20 protein-coding genes and 1 other RNA gene are annotated in these 17,325 nt (G+C 61.4%); 14 read left to right on the top strand and 7 right to left on the bottom strand.

All coding sequences use genetic code 11. The features are described from left to right. Positions 1 to 30 precede the first annotated feature (30 nt). Positions 31 to 354: a 2Fe-2S iron-sulfur cluster-binding protein gene (locus MUY21_RS03935; RefSeq protein ID WP_248409060.1), complete on the top strand. Its 324-nt coding sequence runs from the start codon at positions 31 to 33 to the stop codon at positions 352 to 354. Next, a complete protein-coding gene (locus tag MUY21_RS03930; RefSeq protein ID WP_248409059.1) occupies positions 354 to 1,067 on the top strand; it encodes a VCBS repeat-containing protein in 714 nt (237 codons plus the stop codon). Before MUY21_RS03935 ends, MUY21_RS03930 begins: the two co-directional genes overlap by 1 nt. Here the strand turns inward: MUY21_RS03930 and purD are convergent. Further along, complete coding sequence (gene purD, locus MUY21_RS03925; protein WP_248409058.1) at positions 1,064 to 2,326, bottom strand: phosphoribosylamine--glycine ligase; 1,263 nt, start codon at positions 2,324 to 2,326, stop codon at positions 1,064 to 1,066. The two genes, MUY21_RS03930 and purD, sit on opposite strands and share 4 nt — an antisense overlap. 75 nt (positions 2,327 to 2,401) lie before the next feature. On the opposite strand from purD, the gene xseA reads away from it, so the two are divergent. Continuing rightward, positions 2,402 to 3,904, top strand: coding sequence for an exodeoxyribonuclease VII large subunit (gene xseA, locus MUY21_RS03920; RefSeq protein ID WP_248409186.1), 1,503 nt, complete (start codon positions 2,402 to 2,404; stop codon positions 3,902 to 3,904). 12 nt (positions 3,905 to 3,916) lie between these two features. Here the strand turns inward: xseA and MUY21_RS03915 are convergent, their stop codons facing one another. Further along, the gene (locus tag MUY21_RS03915; RefSeq protein ID WP_248409057.1) at positions 3,917 to 4,870 is read right to left on the bottom strand and encodes a pseudouridine synthase; all 954 of its coding nucleotides are present in this window, start codon (positions 4,868 to 4,870) and stop codon (positions 3,917 to 3,919) included. A gap of 71 nt (positions 4,871 to 4,941) precedes the next feature. On the opposite strand from MUY21_RS03915, the gene MUY21_RS03910 reads away from it, so the two are divergent. Next, entirely contained in the window at positions 4,942 to 5,394 is a 453-nt protein-coding gene (locus MUY21_RS03910) for a nucleoside deaminase (RefSeq protein ID WP_248409056.1), read from the top strand. Positions 5,395 to 5,397: 3 nt separating this feature from the next. Here the strand turns inward: MUY21_RS03910 and MUY21_RS03905 are convergent, their stop codons facing one another. Beyond that, positions 5,398 to 6,096 carry a metal-dependent hydrolase gene (locus MUY21_RS03905; protein WP_248409055.1) on the bottom strand — a complete coding sequence of 233 codons (699 nt, stop codon included), beginning with the start codon at positions 6,094 to 6,096 and terminating at the stop codon, positions 5,398 to 5,400. A gap of 150 nt (positions 6,097 to 6,246) precedes the next feature. Here MUY21_RS03905 and gatC point away from each other — a divergent pair, with 150 nt between their 5' ends. From gatC to rpmG, 6 genes are all read left to right on the top strand, one after another. Continuing rightward, a complete protein-coding gene (gene gatC / locus MUY21_RS03900) occupies positions 6,247 to 6,534 on the top strand; it encodes an Asp-tRNA(Asn)/Glu-tRNA(Gln) amidotransferase subunit GatC (protein WP_191286528.1) in 288 nt (95 codons plus the stop codon). Then, positions 6,534 to 8,015 carry an Asp-tRNA(Asn)/Glu-tRNA(Gln) amidotransferase subunit GatA gene (gene gatA / locus MUY21_RS03895; protein WP_248409054.1) on the top strand — a complete coding sequence of 494 codons (1,482 nt, stop codon included), beginning with the start codon at positions 6,534 to 6,536 and terminating at the stop codon, positions 8,013 to 8,015. The genes gatC and gatA overlap by 1 nt, the downstream gene beginning before the upstream one ends. A 42-nt stretch (positions 8,016 to 8,057) precedes the next feature. Beyond that, positions 8,058 to 8,828, top strand: a complete 771-nt coding sequence (locus MUY21_RS03890; protein ID WP_248409053.1) for a hypothetical protein — start codon at positions 8,058 to 8,060, stop codon at positions 8,826 to 8,828. 54 nt (positions 8,829 to 8,882) lie between these two features. After that, positions 8,883 to 9,497 (top strand): N-acetylmuramoyl-L-alanine amidase, encoded by a 615-nt coding sequence (locus MUY21_RS03885; protein WP_248409052.1) that lies wholly within the window; start codon positions 8,883 to 8,885, stop codon positions 9,495 to 9,497. A gap of 109 nt (positions 9,498 to 9,606) precedes the next feature. Beyond that, positions 9,607 to 9,998: RNase P RNA component class A (gene rnpB / locus MUY21_RS03880), an RNA gene on the top strand. A gap of 143 nt (positions 9,999 to 10,141) precedes the next feature. After that, a complete protein-coding gene (gene rpmG, locus MUY21_RS03875) occupies positions 10,142 to 10,309 on the top strand; it encodes a 50S ribosomal protein L33 (protein WP_008034579.1) in 168 nt (55 codons plus the stop codon). Between the two features lie 98 nt (positions 10,310 to 10,407). Here the strand turns inward: rpmG and MUY21_RS03870 are convergent, their stop codons facing one another. The 3 genes from MUY21_RS03870 to MUY21_RS03860 all read right to left on the bottom strand — a co-directional run bounded on the left by MUY21_RS03870 (position 10,408) and on the right by MUY21_RS03860 (position 12,286). Next, positions 10,408 to 11,112 carry an SGNH/GDSL hydrolase family protein gene (locus tag MUY21_RS03870; protein WP_248409051.1) on the bottom strand — a complete coding sequence of 235 codons (705 nt, stop codon included), beginning with the start codon at positions 11,110 to 11,112 and terminating at the stop codon, positions 10,408 to 10,410. 70 nt (positions 11,113 to 11,182) lie between these two features. Then, a complete protein-coding gene (locus MUY21_RS03865) occupies positions 11,183 to 11,956 on the bottom strand; it encodes a Bax inhibitor-1/YccA family protein (RefSeq protein ID WP_248409050.1) in 774 nt (257 codons plus the stop codon). Between the two features lie 126 nt (positions 11,957 to 12,082). After that, a complete protein-coding gene (locus tag MUY21_RS03860; RefSeq protein ID WP_248409049.1) occupies positions 12,083 to 12,286 on the bottom strand; it encodes a DUF1127 domain-containing protein in 204 nt (67 codons plus the stop codon). Positions 12,287 to 12,410: 124 nt separating this feature from the next. Here MUY21_RS03860 and MUY21_RS03855 point away from each other — a divergent pair, with 124 nt between their 5' ends. After that, entirely contained in the window at positions 12,411 to 13,265 is an 855-nt protein-coding gene (locus tag MUY21_RS03855; RefSeq protein WP_248409048.1) for a LysR family transcriptional regulator, read from the top strand. Here MUY21_RS03855 and MUY21_RS03850 read toward each other — a convergent pair. Beyond that, positions 13,262 to 14,233 (bottom strand): NADPH:quinone oxidoreductase family protein, encoded by a 972-nt coding sequence (locus tag MUY21_RS03850; protein ID WP_248409047.1) that lies wholly within the window; start codon positions 14,231 to 14,233, stop codon positions 13,262 to 13,264. The genes MUY21_RS03855 and MUY21_RS03850 overlap by 4 nt on opposite strands. Positions 14,234 to 14,551: 318 nt before the next feature. Between MUY21_RS03850 and MUY21_RS03845 the strand changes: the two genes are divergently transcribed. The 3 genes from MUY21_RS03845 (at position 14,552) to MUY21_RS03835 (ending at position 17,278) form a co-directional block, all read left to right on the top strand. Further along, a complete protein-coding gene (locus MUY21_RS03845) occupies positions 14,552 to 14,920 on the top strand; it encodes a helix-turn-helix transcriptional regulator (RefSeq protein ID WP_191286520.1) in 369 nt (122 codons plus the stop codon). A gap of 97 nt (positions 14,921 to 15,017) precedes the next feature. Continuing rightward, positions 15,018 to 15,824 (top strand): histidinol-phosphatase, encoded by an 807-nt coding sequence (gene hisN, locus MUY21_RS03840; RefSeq protein WP_248409046.1) that lies wholly within the window; start codon positions 15,018 to 15,020, stop codon positions 15,822 to 15,824. A gap of 122 nt (positions 15,825 to 15,946) precedes the next feature. Continuing rightward, a complete protein-coding gene (locus MUY21_RS03835; RefSeq protein WP_248409045.1) occupies positions 15,947 to 17,278 on the top strand; it encodes an 8-oxoguanine deaminase in 1,332 nt (443 codons plus the stop codon). The last annotated feature ends 47 nt before the right edge of the window (positions 17,279 to 17,325 follow it).

Genomic DNA, 17,325 nt, shown 5'->3' with positions numbered 1-17,325 from the left:
AACGATCCGAGCATGAACAGGAGGCGCCCGATGGCAAAGATCACCTATATCGAGCATAACGGAACACAGCACGTCGTGGATGTGGCAAACGGTTTGACCGTGATGGAAGGCGCGCGTGACAATAACGTGCCGGGGATCGAAGCGGATTGCGGCGGTGCCTGCGCCTGTTCGACTTGTCATGTCTATGTCGATGCGGCATGGGTCGATAAGGTGCCTGCGAAGGATGCGATGGAAGAAGACATGCTGGACTTCGCCTATGAGCCTGATCCCGAACGTTCGCGCCTGACCTGTCAGCTCAAGGTCACGGATGATCTTGACGGACTGGTGGTGCATCTGCCTAAAAAACAGATCTGATGATGGCTCTGCGGGCGGCGCTGATATTCTGCTGCCTTGCCGCGCCCGCCGCGGCTCAGATCACGCAGGCCCGTTATGTTGACCCGACCGATCGCTATGGTCACGGGGCTGTTCCCGGTGGTGAATATGGCGCGCTTGAAGTGACATTGACCGATGGCGCACACGCGCTTGTGCATGTGCACGGCGGTGTGTTCGAGGATACAAGGCCGCGCCTGCACGATTTCGACGGCGACGGCGCGACCGAGGTTGTGACCGTGTTCAGCGGCGATGATGTGGGCGCGATGATCCGCGTCTATGGGTGGCAGGATGGTAAGCTGTCCTTGCGCGGCGCCAACACGCCGATTGGCAGCCGACACCGTTGGCTGGCCATTGCCGGGATTGCCGATTTCAATGGCGACGGGCTGGACGAAATCGCCTTTGTTGACCGACCGCATCTGGCGCGCAGGTTGACGCTGGTAACGGTCCACCCCGGTGCCGAAGGGTATAGATTCACCGATCTTGCCACTGTCGGCGGGATCACCAATCACAAGTTTGGCAGCCCGGTGATCGAAGGGGGTGTACGCGACTGCATTAACACAGCCCCAGTGATCGTGACCGCAAGCGCCAACTGGTCGCGCGTCATTGAAACCCGTCTGGATGGCGGAGAGCTGAAACTGACCAATGTCGGCCCCTATACGGGCCCGGACAGCCTTTCGGCGCGCCTTGGCTGTTAAAGCGCCCGCCAGCCGATATCATTGCGATTGAACCCCTCGGGCCAGTCGATCTTGTCAATCATCGCATAGGCGCGGTCGCGCGCCTCTTGCAAGCTGTCGCCGCGCGCTGTCACGTTCAGAACGCGCCCGCCGGTCGCCGTGATCTTGCCCTCGACTTCCGTCGTGCCGGCGTGAAAGACCATGTTCTGTGAATCTTCGGGCAGGTCGTCCAGCCCATTGATCACCGACCCCTTCTGATAGGCGCCGGGATAGCCATTGGCTGCCATCACCACCGTGATCGCGTGATCATCAGCCCAGTTCACCTGTGCCTCGTCCAACCGCTCTTCCGCGCAGGCCAGCATCAAGTCCAGCGCCTGCGCACCCAAGCGCATCATCAACACCTGACATTCCGGGTCGCCGAAACGCGCGTTGTATTCCACCAATCGTGCCTGACCGTCCTTGATCATGAAACCTGCGTATAGCACCCCCTGATAGGGCGTGCCGCGCTTGGCCATTTCAGCCACAGTCGGCTCGATGATTTCGCGCATGGCGCGGGCGGCGATCTCGTCCGTCAGGACGGGGGCGGGGGTATAAGCGCCCATGCCGCCGGTGTTCAGCCCGGTGTCGCCATCGCCCACACGCTTGTGGTCTTGCGCGGTGCCGATGGGCAGGGCGGTTTTGCCATCGCAGAGGATGAAATAGGACGCCTCTTCGCCTTCCATGAACTCCTCGATCACGACTTCTGCACCCGCGCCGCCGAACGCGCCGCCGAACATGTCGTCGATGGCGTCCAGCGCGGTCGCCTCGTCCATCGCGACGATCACACCCTTACCCGCCGCCAGCCCGTCGGCCTTGACAACAATCGGAGCACCCTGCTTGCGAATATAGGCCTTGGCGGCGTCAGCGTCAGTAAAGTGACCATAGGCAGCGGTGGGTGCGCCTGCGGCGTCACAGATTTCCTTGGTGAAGCTCTTGGATGCCTCCAGCTTCGCTGCCTCGGCAGATGGGCCAAACACCTTCACACCCGCCTCGCGCAGGCGGTCCGCGACCCCCTTGGCCAAGGGTGCTTCCGGCCCGATGATCACGAAATCAATGGTGTTTTGCTGCGCAAACGTCACCACTTCGTCGCCATCCTCGATGTCCAGCGCCGCGCATTCGGCAATCTGTGCCATGCCTGCATTGCCGGGGGCGGCGATCAGCCGGTCGCATTTCGGGTTCTGCATCACCGCCCATGCCAGCGCATGTTCGCGCCCGCCGCTGCCCAGAATAAGGATGTTCATGGCTCGTCCCCCGCTTGGCCTTCTGTCACCGGCGTTCTAAGGTCGCGGGGAGCAATGCACAAGAACCGAGGCATCATGTCCGACCTGATTGACGACCCCACCCCCGGCCAGAACGCGCCCGAGTTCACCGTTTCGGAAATATCGGGTGCCGTTAAGAAAACCATCGAAGGCGCCTTTGGCCGCGTGCGCGTGCGGGGCGAGGTCGGGCGCGTGATGTTGGCGCGCTCGGGCCATCTGTATTTCGACGTGAAGGATGATCGGTCAGTCTTGGCCGCGGTCAGTTGGAAAGGGCAGGTCAGCCGCTTGTCGATCCGCCCCGAGGAGGGGATGGAGGTGATCGTCACCGGCAAGCTGACCACCTTTGGCAGCCAGTCGAAATATCAGCTCAACGTGGATGATGTCGTTGTCGCGGGCGAAGGCGCGTTGATGGCGATGTTGGAAAAGCGCAAGAAAACACTGGCGGCGGAAGGGCTTTTTGCGCCCGAACGCAAGAAAAAGCTGCCTTTCCTGCCCGAGGTGATCGGGGTTGTCACCTCGCCTTCCGGTGCCGTGATCCGCGATATTCTGCATCGTCTGCGCGACCGCTTTCCGCGTAAGGTGCTGATCTGGCCGGTGGCCGTGCAGGGCGAGGCTTGCGCACCGCAAGTGGCTGCCGCGATTGAGGGGTTCAACCGGTTGTCGCCGGGCGGTGCGCTGCCCCGCCCTGACCTGCTGATCGTTGCGCGTGGTGGTGGCTCGATCGAGGATCTGTGGGGCTTCAACGAAGAAATCGTCGCGCGCGCCGCCGCCGCGTCAGACATTCCGCTGATCTCGGCTGTTGGGCATGAAACGGACACCACTCTGATCGACTTCGTGTCCGACCTGCGTGCACCGACGCCGACGGCGGCAGCGGAACATGCCGTGCCGGTGCGGTTGGAACTGCTGGCCTGGACCGAGGAACAAGGCACCCGCCTGACCCGATCTCTGGAGCAGACATTGACGCAACGCGGCCAGCGCCTGCGCGACTTGGCCCGCGCGCTGCCACGACCCGACGCGTTGTTGGACAACCCGCGCCAGCGGCTGGATACGGCCAGCCACAAGCTGCCCAATGCCCTGCGCCATGTCGCGCAATCGCGCCGTGTGAAACTGGCCGAGGCATCCGCCGGTCTGCGTCCTCGTGTTCTGACCGCGCGGCTTCAGCCGATGCACGAGCGGTTGAAGATGGCCGGGGCGAGGCTGGACCCGGGCCGCATCACCGACGCCAACAAGCGCCGCACCACCGAGATGGCAAACCTGTCCGACCGTCTGGACCGTGCTTTTCGCGCCAATACCAAATCGCATCGCGACCGCCTGTCTGGTCTTGAGCGGATGCGCCAGACGCTGGGCTATACCGAGACGTTGAAGCGCGGCTATGCGGTGGTGCGGGGCGACGGGGATGTGGTGACGACGCAGGTTGCCGCGGCAAAGGCCAAGGCGCTTGAGATTGAATTTGCCGACGGGCGGTTGGCCGTCAGCGGCGATGGGGCGGCAAAACCTGCTGCACCGGCTCGGACACCGAAGCCCAAGAACGACGCGCCGGATCAAGGATCGCTGTTCTAGCGCGCCGTTTGGTCAGCTTTTGCGCGGACCCGATCGCCCCTGCGGTTGTCCGCCAGACCGTTTGCCACCGGGTCGACCGCCCTTGTGGGCGGGCTTGGCGCCCGGTTTGCTGCCATTTTTGCCACGCGGTATCTCGTTGCGTTTGCGCACCGGGGCGGGTTTCGCACCCTCCAGCCCCAACTGGTCACGCACCACGCGCTGGCGGATTTCCTCGACCTCGCCGGGTTTCAACTCGCCCAGTTGGAAGGGGCCGTAACTGACACGAAGCAGGCGGTTGACGGTCAGCCCCACAGCCTCCATCGCGCGGCGGACTTCGCGGTTTTTTCCTTCGCGCAGGGTGACGGTCAGCCACGCGTTTGCCCCCTGTTGGCGGTCCAGCGACACGGACATTGGCTGAAACTTCTCGCCGTCGATGGTGATGCCCTTGCGCACCGGGGCCAATGTGTCCTCGGTCGGACGCCCGTTCACCCGCACGCGGTATTTGCGTGACCACCCGGTCGACGGCAGTTCCAGCTTGCGCTTCACCTCGCCGTCATTGGTCAAGAGCAACAGACCTTCGGAGTTCAGGTCAAGCCGCCCGACGCTGACCACGCGGGGCAGGTCGTCGGGCAGGTTGTTGAACACCGTGTCGCGCCCCTTTTCGTCGCGTTCCGTCGTCACAAGGCCGATGGGTTTGTAGTAAAGCCACATGCGCGGCGGTTCAGGGTCGGCCAGCGGTGCGCCGTCAAACAGGATTTCATCGCGCGGCGTGACATTCAGGGCGGGGCTGTCGATCACGGTGCCGTTTACCGTCACCCGGCCCGCTTCAATCATGCGTTCGGCCTCGCGGCGGCTGGCAACACCGGCGCGGGCCAGAACTTTGGCGATGCGGTCGCCTTTCGACGGATCAGCCGTCGCGGCGTCCGGCTTTTTTGGTGCTGGCTTGCGGGCCGATTTGGGAACGGGGGGGCGTTTTTTGTCTGTCATGCTTTCGCATAGCGCGGGGCGGGGCAAAGGGGAAGCCTTGGCAAGTGTTCTGGTCCGGGGCAAAAGGGGGCATGAGCCGTTTCAAAAGCCATATGGATGCCGCGCTGGACCAAGCCCGCGCCGCCGCTGCGCGGGGCGAGGTGCCTGTGGGAGCGGTGCTGGTGTCGCCAGCTGGCGAAATCATCGCGGCGGCTGGCAACCGGACACGCGAGTTGAATGACCCCACCGCCCACGCCGAAATTCTTGTCATCCGCGAAGGCTGTGCGCAGGCCGGGTCCGAACGCCTGCCCGATCACGACCTTTATGTGACGCTAGAGCCTTGCGCGATGTGCGCAACCGCCATGTCGGCCGCGCGCATTCGCCGGGTTTACTATGGGGCGGCGGACCCGAAGTCGGGCGGGGTCGCGCATGGCGCGCGGATATTCACGCACCCGCAATGCCACCATGTCCCCGAGGTCTATGACGGCATCGGCGCGGATGAGGCCGAGTGTATCTTGAAGGATTTTTTTGCCGCCCGGCGATGACGCCTAGATGGTGATGGTCTTTAAGACCTCCGGTTCGATCACGTTCACATCCGGCAGGGCTTCGATCAACTCATCCGCCGACTGTGCCAGCACCGGGAAGGTCTTGTAGTGGCAGGGAATCACCGTGTCGAAATCGAAATACCGCTTTGCGGCATAGGCGGCCCGCGCCATGTCCATCGTGTAATGGCCGCCCGCGCACAGGATGCCGATATCCGGTTTGTGCAGATCGCCCATCCACTCCATATCCGCCATGATGTCGGTGTCGCCGGACAGATAGATCACATGACCTTCGCCCGCGATCATGAATCCGGCTTCAGAACCCGCATGTAGAAGGCGATCACCGCCCAGATGGTCGAGGGTCGATGAATGCGAGGCGTTCACCATCGTCACCTTCGCGCCATTCAGGTCGATGGTGCCGCCTTTGCCAAATCCCAGCGTCTCGATCCCGTCTTCATTGCCCCAGAAGGTGGCAAGTTCATGGATCGCGGCAACCGGAATGCCTTTCTCGCGCGCAATCGTGAGTGTGGACGACGCGTGATCCCCATGCCCGTGCGTGATCAGGATATGGGTCGCGCCCTCGGTCGCCTCTTCCCGGCGGTCTTCGGGAAACAACGGGTTGCCGATCAGCCAGGGATCGACAAGAAGAACGGCGCCTTCGATTTCGATCCGAAAGCCGGAATGTCCAAGGAACGTGATTTTCATGGAAGCCTCCTTTTTTGGTCGGTTGAGGGCAGAGTAACAGCAAAACCGCGCCTGTCACCCGTGGGCCAGTGCCGCAACCCCACGCACATGGCTTGCGGGCGGGCCATGTGCGCGCTAAACGATCTGGCGAAACACAGACGGGAGCCACCCATGTCGATCGACATCGAAACCGCGCGCAAGGTTGCGCATCTGGCCCGCATCAAGGTCGAAGACGACCGCCTGCCAGAGCTTGCCGAAAACTTCAACGCGATCCTCGGCTTTATCGAGCAGTTGAACGAAGTGGATGTGGAGGGCGTCGAGCCCATGACCTCGGTCACGCCGATGCGCCTGAAACGTCGCGAAGACGTGGTGACGGATGGCAATATGCCCGAGAAAGTTTTGTCCAACGCGCCCGACGCGCGCGAAGGCTTCTTTGCGGTTCCGAAGGTGGTGGAATAATGGCTGAGCTGAACAAACTGACGATTGCGGACGCGCGTGATGCGATGCGTAAGGGCGATCTGACCTCCGTGGAGCTGACCGAGGCATGTCTGTCTGAGATTGAAGGCGCGGGCGCTTTGGGTGCGTTTGTCCACAACACCCCCGATTTGGCACGCGAACAGGCCAAGGCGGCTGACGCACGCATCAAGGCAGGCGACGCGCCGGATATGTGTGGCATTCCCTTGGGTATCAAGGATCTGTTCTGCACCAAGGGCGTGGCGTCGCAGGCGGGCAGCCGGATTCTGGAAGGCTTCGTCCCGGAATACGAATCGACCGTCAGCCAGAACCTTCTGGATAATGGCACCGTCATGTTGGGCAAGCTGAACATGGACGAGTTTGCAATGGGGTCGTCGAACGAAACCAGCGTTTATGGCAACGCGGTGAACCCGTGGAAAATCGACGACCGCAAGTTGACACCGGGCGGGTCGTCCGGTGGGTCTGCGTCCGCTGTGGCCGCTGACCTGTGCCTTGCCGCCACCGGCACGGACACGGGTGGGTCCATCCGCCAGCCCGCCGCGTTTACCGGCATCACCGGTATCAAGCCTACCTATGGCCGTTGCTCGCGTTGGGGTGTTGTGGCTTTCGCGTCTTCGTTGGACCAAGCTGGGCCGATGACCAAATCGGTGCGCGATGCGGCGATCATGCTGGAAGCCATGTGCGGCCATGATCCCAAGGATTCGACCAGTGCAGATATTCCTGTGCCGAACTTCGAGGCGATGCTGACCGGCGACATCAAGGGTAAGAAAATCGGTATCCCCAAGGAATACCGCATGGACGGGATGCCGGACGAGATCGAGGCGCTTTGGTCCAAGGGCGCCGACATGCTGCGCGACGCGGGCGCTGAGATCGTCGATATCTCGCTGCCGCATACGAAATATGCGCTTCCAGCCTACTACGTGATCGCACCGGCTGAAGCGTCATCGAACCTCGCCCGCTATGATGGGGTGCGTTATGGTCACCGCGCCAAGCTGGGGCAGGGCGATGGCATCACCGAAATGTATGAAAAGACCCGTGCCGAAGGCTTCGGGGACGAAGTGCAACGCCGTGTGATGGTTGGCACATACGTTCTGTCGGCGGGTTTCTATGACGCCTATTACAACCGCGCCCGCAAGGTCCGCACGCTGATCAAGAAAGACTTTGATGACGTGTTCGCGCAAGGGATCGACGCGATTCTGACGCCTGCCACGCCCTCCGCCGCCTTCAGGTTGGGCGAGATGGAAAATGCCGATCCGGTCAAGATGTATCTGAACGACGTCTTCACAGTCACCGTGAACCTTGCGGGGCTTCCGGGCATCTCGGTTCCTGCCGGGCTGGACGCGCAGGGCCTGCCACTTGGGTTGCAACTGATCGGGCGTCCGTGGGAAGAGGGCGATTTGCTGAATATCGCTCACGAGGTCGAAGCACGTGCAGGATTTGTGGCAAAGCCGCAAAAATGGTGGTAACGCAGGCGGGTTATACAATTGAACTGCCAGAAAGAGGGTTTCATGCGGTACTTCATTGGGTTTGCTGCTGTTGCATCACTGTCTGCCTGTGTCAGCAATGCCCCCGACAGCCGGTCGCCGGACACCGCCCTGCCGCGCGCCGAGACCGTGTCGGGCGCGCCCTTGTCGGCGATGATCGAAGGCAGTTCCGTCACCAGTCAATCGCTTGACGGGGGTCAGGACAGCGCCGCTGCCGCTGCGCCCGGTATCTCGGATGAACAGGATTTCAGCGCTGTGGCGGCGCGTGAAAGCATCGAAAGCGATGCGGAACGCATTGAGAATTACCAGGCGGCTTATCAGCAGGCCGAGGTTGTGGCCGTGCCGGACAGGCCCATTGGCTCTGATGTATCGGTGGTAAAATATGCCTTGTCGACCACCAACACTGTGGGACAGTCGATCTATTCCCGCTCGGCCTTGTCGGGCGAGGCGCGGGCAGAGCGCAATTGCGCCCGTTATACCTCGGCCGATTTCGCACAGATCGCGTTTCTTGAGGCTGGTGGCCCGAACCGCGACCGGCACGGGTTGGATCCGGATGGCGACGGATTTGCCTGCGGCTGGGATCCGGCCCCGTTCCGTACGGCCCGTGGTGCAGTCGCAGAAGAAACAGTGGTCGAGGATTCCGGTATCAGCAAAGCCGACCTGGAGGCTGTTGGCATTACGACCGACAGCACACCCGGCACGACGGCGCCGGCCAACACGACGGTCCTGCCCGATCCGGCCCCGCTTCCGGGCGACACGTTGAACATCTCGGACGAAACCGTCGCGAGCGAATAGGTGCAGATCACGTCCCGTCCGTCCCCGAATTTCGGCCCGCGACGGGACGGGTTGGTGCCATCTTTGATCGTCCTGCATTACACCGCGATGGCGGACCCGGACGAGGCGCTGAACCGGCTCTGCGCCGCTGAGCACGAGGTGTCCGCGCACTATCTGATCCATCGCGACGGACGGCTGTTTCAGATGGTTCAAGAAGACATGCGGGCGTGGCATGCGGGTGCAGGGACTTGGGGGGGGATGGATGACATCAACTCCCGTTCGATCGGCATCGAAATGGACAATGACGGTGCCTCACCCTTTTCAGAGCCGCAGATGTCGACGCTTGAAACCGTGTTGCCCGAGATCATGCAGCGATGGAACATTGCGCCCGAGGGCATCATTGGTCACAGCGACATGGCCCCGGGGCGCAAAGCAGATCCCGGCCCGCGCTTTGACTGGGCGCGCCTGGCGCGACAGGGGCTTGTTGCACGCTCGGGCACGTCTGAACCGATTGACGACCTCGCAATCGAAACCTTCCGCAGCTGCGCAGCCAAGCTGGGCTATCCAACCGACATCGACGACACCGCGCTGCTTACCGCCGTGCGCCTGCGTCACCGCCCGTGGGGCAACGGCCCTTTGTCAAAAGAGGATTTCGCGGCCCTTCCCAAAGTTTCGCATTTTCTTGTCTGAAATATCCCGGGGGAGCATGAGTTTCCGCCGGAAATTCATGCGGGGGCAGCGCCCCTTCCGCCTTCGCTCTCTTGACGCATTGGCTGCGCTTCTCTAACTCCGGCGTTGCGCGGATGGCTGGATGACCGCGGGTGACTGGAGGGGCGTGCCCCTGCGTGACGCGAGGAAAGTCCGGACTCCACAAGGCAATGGTGCCGGGTAATGCCCGGCCGGGGAAACCCGAGGGAAAGCGCCACAGAAAACAGACGGCCCGCGCCTGTCGCGGGTCACGGTGAAACGGTGGGGTAAAAGCCCACCGCGCCCCTGGCAACATGGGCGGCACGGCAAGCCCCACCAGGAGCAATGCCAAATAGGGATCGCGCGGGGGCAACCCCAGGGGTGTCTTGGCCCGAGCAGATCCGGGTTGGCAGCTTGAGGTGCCTGGTAACAGGCATCCTAGAGGAATGGTCATCCAGGGTGGCAACACCCGGACAGAATCCGGCTTACAGGCCATCCGCGCATCGTTTCCGCCGCCTGTGGCGACGCCCTGCAGAACAGGTGCAATTTTGCCGATTGCCTGTTGACTCGGGGGCCAATGGCGCTAAAAGGCGGGTTCCAGAGATTTACCCGGGCGGGGTGCGCCCACCCGATGAGGAGCTGACGACATGGCGAAGCCGACCACGATTAAAATCCGCCTGAACTCGACCGCGGATACCGGCCACTTCTATGTGACCAAGAAAAACGCTCGCACCATGACCGAGAAGATGGTCGTGAAGAAATACGACCCGGTTGTACGCAAGCACGTTGAGTATAAGGAAGGCAAGATCAAGTAAGATCTTGTGACCTTGAACGAAAAGGGGCCGCGCCGGAATGCGCGGCCTTTTTTTGTTGTGCCGATATATTGGGATGGGGCGTGGTGCGACCGCGGGCGTCAGCGATGCATGATTTGCGCGGCCATCTTGTGTCCCAGCAGGGCATAGGCATTCGGGCCGGGGTGGAAGCCATCCTCGGCCATCATCTCGGGCGTCAATGGCACGTCGAACGGCATGTACTCCACGCCCATGGATCCGGCCTGTTCGGCAAGCGCCTTGTCAAAACGGCGCGCTTGCAGTCCCAAAACCCATCGCAACGGGTTGGGTAGAAGTGGAAACTTGTCAATCGGAGGTACGCCGGTGGCAATGACGCGTTTCGCCTGCCAGCTTTCGAACAGCATGGTGTAAAGCTCGGCGCGGCAGGACAGAACACGGTTTAGCGGCATCTGGCTGGTCACGTCGTTGACCCCCAGAACCACAAGCGCCACATCGGTCTTTTGCGGATCCTGCGATTTCAGTATCGGCCGCACGGTGCAGGAGGTGGCGCCCGACCGCGCCATGACGCGCCATTTTACATGGTACGAGCCGCCCAGAACATGCACCATCTGTCCGGACAGGGCCAGGGATTGGTGCGGCGCACCGACACCTGACGCCGAACTGTCGCCTACGATCATCAGGGTCAGGGTTGGCCCGGTGCCTGTCTCTCCGCTCCGATGCCCGGGCGGGTCCGGCAGGATCTTCGCCATTTTGCGAACTTTCAAGGCTTGTGTTGCCAGATACGGGCTGAGCACGAGCTTGATGATGGTCTCGAAATATCGGTTCATGGGGCGTATGCGTGTAACCAAAAAAAGGGCCGGTCATGTTGACCGGCCCCTTGATCGTATGGGTCAGAGATTACTCACGATTGCCCAGGAATTGCAGCAGGAACATGAACAGGTTGATGAAGTCCAGATACAGGTTCAATGCCCCCATGATCGCGGATTTCGCCAACCATTCGCTGTCCATCGCCTGAGCGTGGGCAATGTAGTCGGTCTTGATCTTCTGCGTGTCATAGGCCGTCAGACCGGCAAAGATCAGCACACCGATCACCGAGATCGCGAAGTGAAGCATCGAGCTTCCGACAAAGATGTTCACGATCGAGGCGACGATCAGGCCGATCAGACCCATGATCAGGAACGCCCCCATCGGGCCAAGGTCACGCTTGGTGGTGTAGCCGTAAAGGCTCAGACCCGCGAAGGCGATGGCGGTGATGAGGAAGGTTTGCACGATCGACACGCCGGTGAACACCAGGAAGATCGAGCTGATCGACAGACCCATCAGCGTGGCAAAGGCATAGAAAAACAACTGTGCGCCAGCGGCGGACAGGCGGTTGATCGCAGCGCCGAAGGCAAAGACCATCGCCAGCGGGGCAAACATGACAACCCATTTCAGCGGCGACAGATAGATCGCCTCGCCCAAACCGGTCAGATACTTGCCTTCGCTGATGGCAGCGGAGGCACCTGTCGGATCCGTCGTTACAGCAAGACCGGCAATGGCCCAGCTTGCCAACGCCGTGATCAGAAGGCCCATGGACATCAGCCCATAGACCTTGTTCATGTGGGCGCGAAGCCCTTCGTCGATTGCCGCGCGGGTGCCTACACCTGCACGAACCGTATCATATTGAGCCATTTAGACCTCCAGAAAATCACAACTGGCGAGCCCCAAACGGAAACCGCCCTTGGCCTTAATATCGGCAAGGGCGGGCTGCATTTCAAGAGGAATAGGAGAGCTTGATCAGAAAGATCAGGTATCCGGTCAGTGGGTCGGAATATCCCAGAGCGGACGATGCGCTTCGCGATATGCCGCATCCGGTGTCAGACCGATATCTTTCAGCATGTTCGCGTCCAGATCGGCCAGGGCACGACGCTCGCGTTGGACCTCGAACGCATGAATCAGCCAGGACAGCGGCGAAAACGCGCGTTTGATGGTGGGGGTGTTGGTGCAGATTACAGCAGACATCTCGGATCTCCTTCGCTGAAATACATAATTTATTGGCGTTGCATCACCGTTCGTGATGGTTATGCTGCTTCCCGATCAATAAGTAAAATGAATGTTTTTGCGTTCATATATCAAGAGGTGTGATATGCCCCGAAATCTTGACCTGACAGCCCTGCGCAGTTTTGTCACCGTGGCGGATGCGGGCGGTGTGACGCGGGCGGCGGGCCTGTTGCATTTGACCCAGTCCGCCGTGTCGATGCAGCTAAAGCGGCTCGAGGATAATCTGGGTCGCCCGCTGCTGGATCGGTCGGGGCGTGGCGTGTCGCTGACGGCCGATGGTGAACAGCTTCTGGGCTATGCACGTCGCATGATGCGTCTGAATGACGAGGTCTATTCCCGCCTGACCGATCACGCCTATGAGGGCGAAATCGTACTGGGGGTGCCGTCTGACGTGGTTTATCCTGCGATCCCTTCGGTTCTGAAGCAGTTTCACGCCGAATATCCGCGTATGCGCGTTCAACTGATTTCGTCCTATACCAGCCGCCTGAAATCCATGTTCGCGCGCGGCGAATGCGACATCACTCTGACCACCGAAGAAGAGAAGGACGCAGGCGCGGAAACCCTGGCCGAGCTGCCGCTGGTCTGGGTCGGGGCACCAAACGGTCAAGCCTGGCGCACCCGCCCCCTGCGCCTTGCCTTTGAACGCAACTGCATCTTTCGCAAAGGGGTTCAAAAGGCGTTGAACGCCGCGAATATCCAATGGGAAATGGGCGTGGATGGCGACTCGACCCGCACCATCGAAGCCTCGTTGTCTGCCGATCTGGCGGTGCATGCCGTGATTGATGGCACCGTCCAGCCATTTCTGGAACAGATTGACCATGGCGGAGCACTGCCCGACCTGGCAATGACCTGCGTGAATATGTATGCGGCGAACAATACGGGCGGGCAGGCGATGCAGGACCTTCTGTCGATGATCCGTCGCGCCTTTGCCGCGCTCTAGGTCGATGGCGACATGGTGACGACGACTTTGCCCGTCGATTTGCGCTGCCTGAGCAGGTCCAGCGCTTCGTCCGCGCGATCCAGTGGCAGGGTGTGGCTGACATGGGGCCTGATCTTGCCCTCGCCATACCATGCCAACAATTGTCGCAGGCTGTCGATCAGCGGCTCAGGCCGAAAGGCCAGATAGCCGCCCCAATAGAACCCGATCAGTGTGATGTTCTTGACCAGCATGTGGTTGGGGCGCACATCAGGCAGATCACCGCTGGCAAATCCGATCAGCAGGATCCGGGCATCCGGGTTGCAGGCACGGAAGGCTGCGTTGAATTGATCGCCACCGATCGCGTCATAGACCACGTCCGCCCCACCCAGCGCCTTGATCTCGTCCCGGATGTCCTGCGTGTCGGTGTCGATCAGGTGATCCGCACCCGCACGGCGGCAGACCTCCAGCTTGTCCGCGCCGCGCGCGCAGGCGATGACGCGTGCGCCCATGACCTTGCCCACCTCGACGGCGGTCAGGCCAACCCCACCAGCGGCGCCTAGGACGACCAAGGTTTCATCCGGTTGCAGACGCGCCTTGTAATCCAGCGCCATGTGGCTGGTGCCATAGGCGACCTGAAAGGCAGCCGCGTCCTCAAAGCTCATGTTGTCGGGCAGGGGCAGGCAGCGGGCCGCATCGAACACGCCTTGCTCTGCCAACCCGCCTTGCCCTGAAAAGGCGACGACCCGTGTGCCCGGTGCAGGTCCGTCCGTGTCCGGCCCAAGGGCGGTGACGATCCCTGCTGGTTCCATCCCAAGTGAAAAGGGTGGGGTGGGGGTCTCCTGATACTTGCCTTTCGTCATAAGAAGATCGGCGAAGTTCAAGCCGCAGGCCCGAATGTCCACCAAGGCCTGCCCCTGTGTCGGGGTGGGAGTGGGAATTTCGGTCAACTGTGCGGGGTGGTCGAAATCAGTGACAAGAAAGGTTTTCATACGGCCTCCTTTTTGATCACTGCTTAGTGGGTTCCGCCCCAAAAATCGAGCAAGATAGTCGAGAATCATCTGCTCACCCCTGCGTTGTGGGTTTGCAAAATGCGAAGTAATTTGCTAATCTCCTTTTGCGTGTGCGTCCACAAGTGCGACTTTCGTTGTGGTGGATGCGTGGAAAATGCGATTAGATGCTCATATCGCGTTGTAATTAATAAGTTTTTCATGATTGGCGTGGAGGCTGACCAAAAAGACAGGTTGAGTGACGGCGTCGACACGTGATCAGTGGTTGCGTAATACAATCTAGTAACGAGGAGTGGTTCAATGAAACATCCGGTGGATGTCCATGTTGGTAAGCGGGTGCGTCATCGCCGTTGGATGGTGGGAATGACGCAGCAGCAGTTGGCTGAAAAAGTCGGGATCAAGTTCCAGCAGATCCAGAAATATGAAACCGGCATGAACCGCGTCTCGGCGTCTCGGCTTTGGGATATTGCAGCGGCCCTTTCGGTGCCGGTCAGCTTTTTCTTTGAAGGGCTGGAAAGCAAGCCCGATGCCGACACCGAAAACGCCCTGCCCGGCGATATTCTGGCGGACAAGGAAGCGTTGGAACTGGTGCGCAGCTATTATGCCATTCCGGACAATCAGCGCCGCCGCCTGTTCGAACTGGCGCGTGTCCTGTCGGACGTGGCCTGAGCGCACCGGCTCAGAAGGCGGGCCCTGCATTTGGGCCTGCGCTTGACGCCAGACCCGTTGCCCTGCTACCGCGCGGGCAGGAAACTGCCGGGGTGACATGGTGATCGATCTGAAATCCGAGGTGAAAGACGACCTGTTGCGCGTTGCAGAGGCTTTGGCCGACGCGGCGCGCATTGCCGTTCTGCCCTATTTCCGGGCCAGTGATCTGGCTGCCGAAAACAAGATCAGCGAAGGGTTTGATCCGGTTACCGAAGGCGACCGCGCCGCAGAACGCGCCATGCGCGATATCCTGTCCGCACAACGCCCGGAAGATGCCATTCTGGGTGAGGAATACGGCCGGACCGAAGGGACAAGCGGTCTGACCTGGGTGCTTGACCCGATCGACGGCACCCGCGCGTTTCTGTCGGGCACGCCGACCTGGGGTGTCCTGATCGCGGTGGCGGACGCCAGCGGCCCACTGCTGGGTGTCATTGATCAGCCCTATATCGGCGAACGTTTCATTGGGGGCCTCGGTGAAGCTCGCGTCGTCGGGCCACAGGGAACGCGCGCCCTGAAAACCCGCGCGCCACGTGATTTGTCCGACGCGATCCTGTTCACCACCTTTCCCGAGGTCGGCACCCCTGCCGAAGGTCAGGCCTTTCAACGGCTGTCGCGACAGGTAAGGCTGACGCGGTTCGGGCTGGATTGCTATGCCTATGGTCTTGTGGCCTCGGGGCAGATCGACCTGGTGGTCGAGGCAGGTTTGCAGGCCTACGACATCCAGGGTCCGATGGCGGTGATCCAGGCGGCGGGTGGCGTTGTCACAAATTGGGAAGGTGGCCCGGCGCATCAGGGCGGACGGGTGGTCGCGGCGGCCAATGCACAGATTCACGCGGCTGCATTGGAGCACCTGTCTGGTACCTGATCCACCGAGCAAGACCCTTGCCCGGTGCCGGCTACTCGTGGCACCTTGCCCCTGCGCGCGAGTCCTTTGCCCTTTCTGTCGCCGCCAATGCTGTCTCACCGAAACGGGCGGGAGGAGACAACATGGACCTGCTGATCCGCAATGCACAAACCATTCTGACCATGGATGATGATGGCCGCGAGCTGTCATCTAACGACATCCGCATCTCGGGTGGTGTGATCACGGAAATCGGCCCCGATCTGCCCCAAGATGCCGAGGTGTTGGATGCCAGCCGCGCGGTGGTGACACCGGGCTTGGTGAACACGCATCATCACCTGTATCAGACCCTGACGCGGGCAGTGCCGGGGGGGCAGGACGCGCTTCTGTTCGGCTGGCTTCAGACGCTGTATCCGATCTGGTCGCGCTTCGGACCGGATGAAATGCGCGTGTCGGCGATGGTCGGGCTGGCTGAACTGGCCCTGTCAGGCTGCACGATGAGCTCGGACCACCTTTATCTCTACCCCAATGGTGCCCGTCTTGAGGATACGATTGACGGCGCGCAGGAAGTTGGGCTGCGGTTTCACCCCACGCGCGGGGCCATGTCGATCGGGGAAAGCGATGGCGGCCTGCCGCCGGATGGGCTGGTCGAACGTGAAAGCGCCATTCTTGAAGATTGCATTCGCGTGATTGACGCCTTTCACGACCCGTCCGAAGGTTCGATGTTGCGCGTGGGCGTGGCGCCCTGTTCCCCCTTTTCCGTCAGCCGCGAGTTGATGCGGGACGCCGCCGTTCTGGCGCGCGACAAAGGTGTGATGATGCACACCCATCTGGCAGAGAATGACGAGGATATCGCCTATAGTCAGGCACAGTTCGGCTGTCGCCCCGGTCAGTATGCCGAAGATCTGGGTTGGGTCGGGGATGACGTCTGGCACGCCCATTGCGTCAAGCTGGACGGCGCCGAGATCGACCTGTTTGCCCATACCCGCACCGGGGTGGCGCATTGTCCGTGTTCAAACTGCCGCCTTGGATCGGGGATCGCGCCCGTGCGCCGGATGCGCGATGCGGGCGTCAAGGTTGGCTTGGGTGTGGATGGATCGGCCTCGAACGATCAGGGCAATCTGATCGACGAAGCGCGCCAGGCCATGCTGTTGCAACGCGTGGCCTTCGGCGCCGACAAGATGAGCGCCCGCGAGGTGTTGCGCATAGCCACCCGCGGCGGGGCCGAGGTTCTGGGCCGCCCCGATTGCGGCCAGATCGCGGTCGGTAAGCGCGCGGATATCGCGATTTGGGATGCTTCGGGGTTGGACTCCGCAGGCAGTTGGGACCCGGCGGCGCTGGTTCTGGCCGGACCACGACAGGTGCGCGACCTGTTCGTGGACGGGCGTCAGATTGTGCAGGATGGGCGGATCGCGACGCTCGACCTGCCGCGCCTTGTCGAAGATCAGAATAGGCTGGCGGCGCGTGTGGCCGGCTGACCCCTAATCCGCGCCGCTTTGCCAGCGCAGTCTTTTTCTGGTAAGAT

The sequence above is a fragment of the Aliiroseovarius sp. S2029 genome (assembly GCF_023195575.1).
GTDB lineage: Bacteria > Pseudomonadota > Alphaproteobacteria > Rhodobacterales > Rhodobacteraceae > Aliiroseovarius > Aliiroseovarius zhejiangensis.
The sequence above is the reverse complement of the archived record's forward strand: the minus strand, read 5'-3'. Positions and strand labels throughout refer to the sequence as shown.

Coding starts and splice junctions, on each gene's coding strand:
- purD (WP_248409058.1), bottom strand. CDS start 2,326: ATGAACATCCTTATTCTGGGCAGCGGCGGGCGCGAACATGCGCTGGCA.
- MUY21_RS03935 (WP_248409060.1), top strand. CDS start 31: ATGGCAAAGATCACCTATATCGAGCATAACGGAACACAGCACGTCGTG.
- hisN (WP_248409046.1), top strand. CDS start 15,018: ATGGTGATCGATCTGAAATCCGAGGTGAAAGACGACCTGTTGCGCGTT.
- MUY21_RS03845 (WP_191286520.1), top strand. CDS start 14,552: ATGAAACATCCGGTGGATGTCCATGTTGGTAAGCGGGTGCGTCATCGC.
- MUY21_RS03835 (WP_248409045.1), top strand. CDS start 15,947: ATGGACCTGCTGATCCGCAATGCACAAACCATTCTGACCATGGATGAT.
- rpmG (WP_008034579.1), top strand. CDS start 10,142: ATGGCGAAGCCGACCACGATTAAAATCCGCCTGAACTCGACCGCGGAT.
- MUY21_RS03930 (WP_248409059.1), top strand. CDS start 354: ATGATGGCTCTGCGGGCGGCGCTGATATTCTGCTGCCTTGCCGCGCCC.
- xseA (WP_248409186.1), top strand. CDS start 2,402: ATGTCCGACCTGATTGACGACCCCACCCCCGGCCAGAACGCGCCCGAG.
- gatC (WP_191286528.1), top strand. CDS start 6,247: ATGTCGATCGACATCGAAACCGCGCGCAAGGTTGCGCATCTGGCCCGC.
- MUY21_RS03850 (WP_248409047.1), bottom strand. CDS start 14,233: ATGAAAACCTTTCTTGTCACTGATTTCGACCACCCCGCACAGTTGACC.
- MUY21_RS03860 (WP_248409049.1), bottom strand. CDS start 12,286: ATGTCTGCTGTAATCTGCACCAACACCCCCACCATCAAACGCGCGTTT.
- MUY21_RS03870 (WP_248409051.1), bottom strand. CDS start 11,112: ATGAACCGATATTTCGAGACCATCATCAAGCTCGTGCTCAGCCCGTAT.
- gatA (WP_248409054.1), top strand. CDS start 6,534: ATGGCTGAGCTGAACAAACTGACGATTGCGGACGCGCGTGATGCGATG.
- MUY21_RS03905 (WP_248409055.1), bottom strand. CDS start 6,096: ATGAAAATCACGTTCCTTGGACATTCCGGCTTTCGGATCGAAATCGAA.
- MUY21_RS03910 (WP_248409056.1), top strand. CDS start 4,942: ATGAGCCGTTTCAAAAGCCATATGGATGCCGCGCTGGACCAAGCCCGC.
- MUY21_RS03865 (WP_248409050.1), bottom strand. CDS start 11,956: ATGGCTCAATATGATACGGTTCGTGCAGGTGTAGGCACCCGCGCGGCA.
- MUY21_RS03855 (WP_248409048.1), top strand. CDS start 12,411: ATGCCCCGAAATCTTGACCTGACAGCCCTGCGCAGTTTTGTCACCGTG.
- MUY21_RS03915 (WP_248409057.1), bottom strand. CDS start 4,870: ATGACAGACAAAAAACGCCCCCCCGTTCCCAAATCGGCCCGCAAGCCA.
- MUY21_RS03890 (WP_248409053.1), top strand. CDS start 8,058: ATGCGGTACTTCATTGGGTTTGCTGCTGTTGCATCACTGTCTGCCTGT.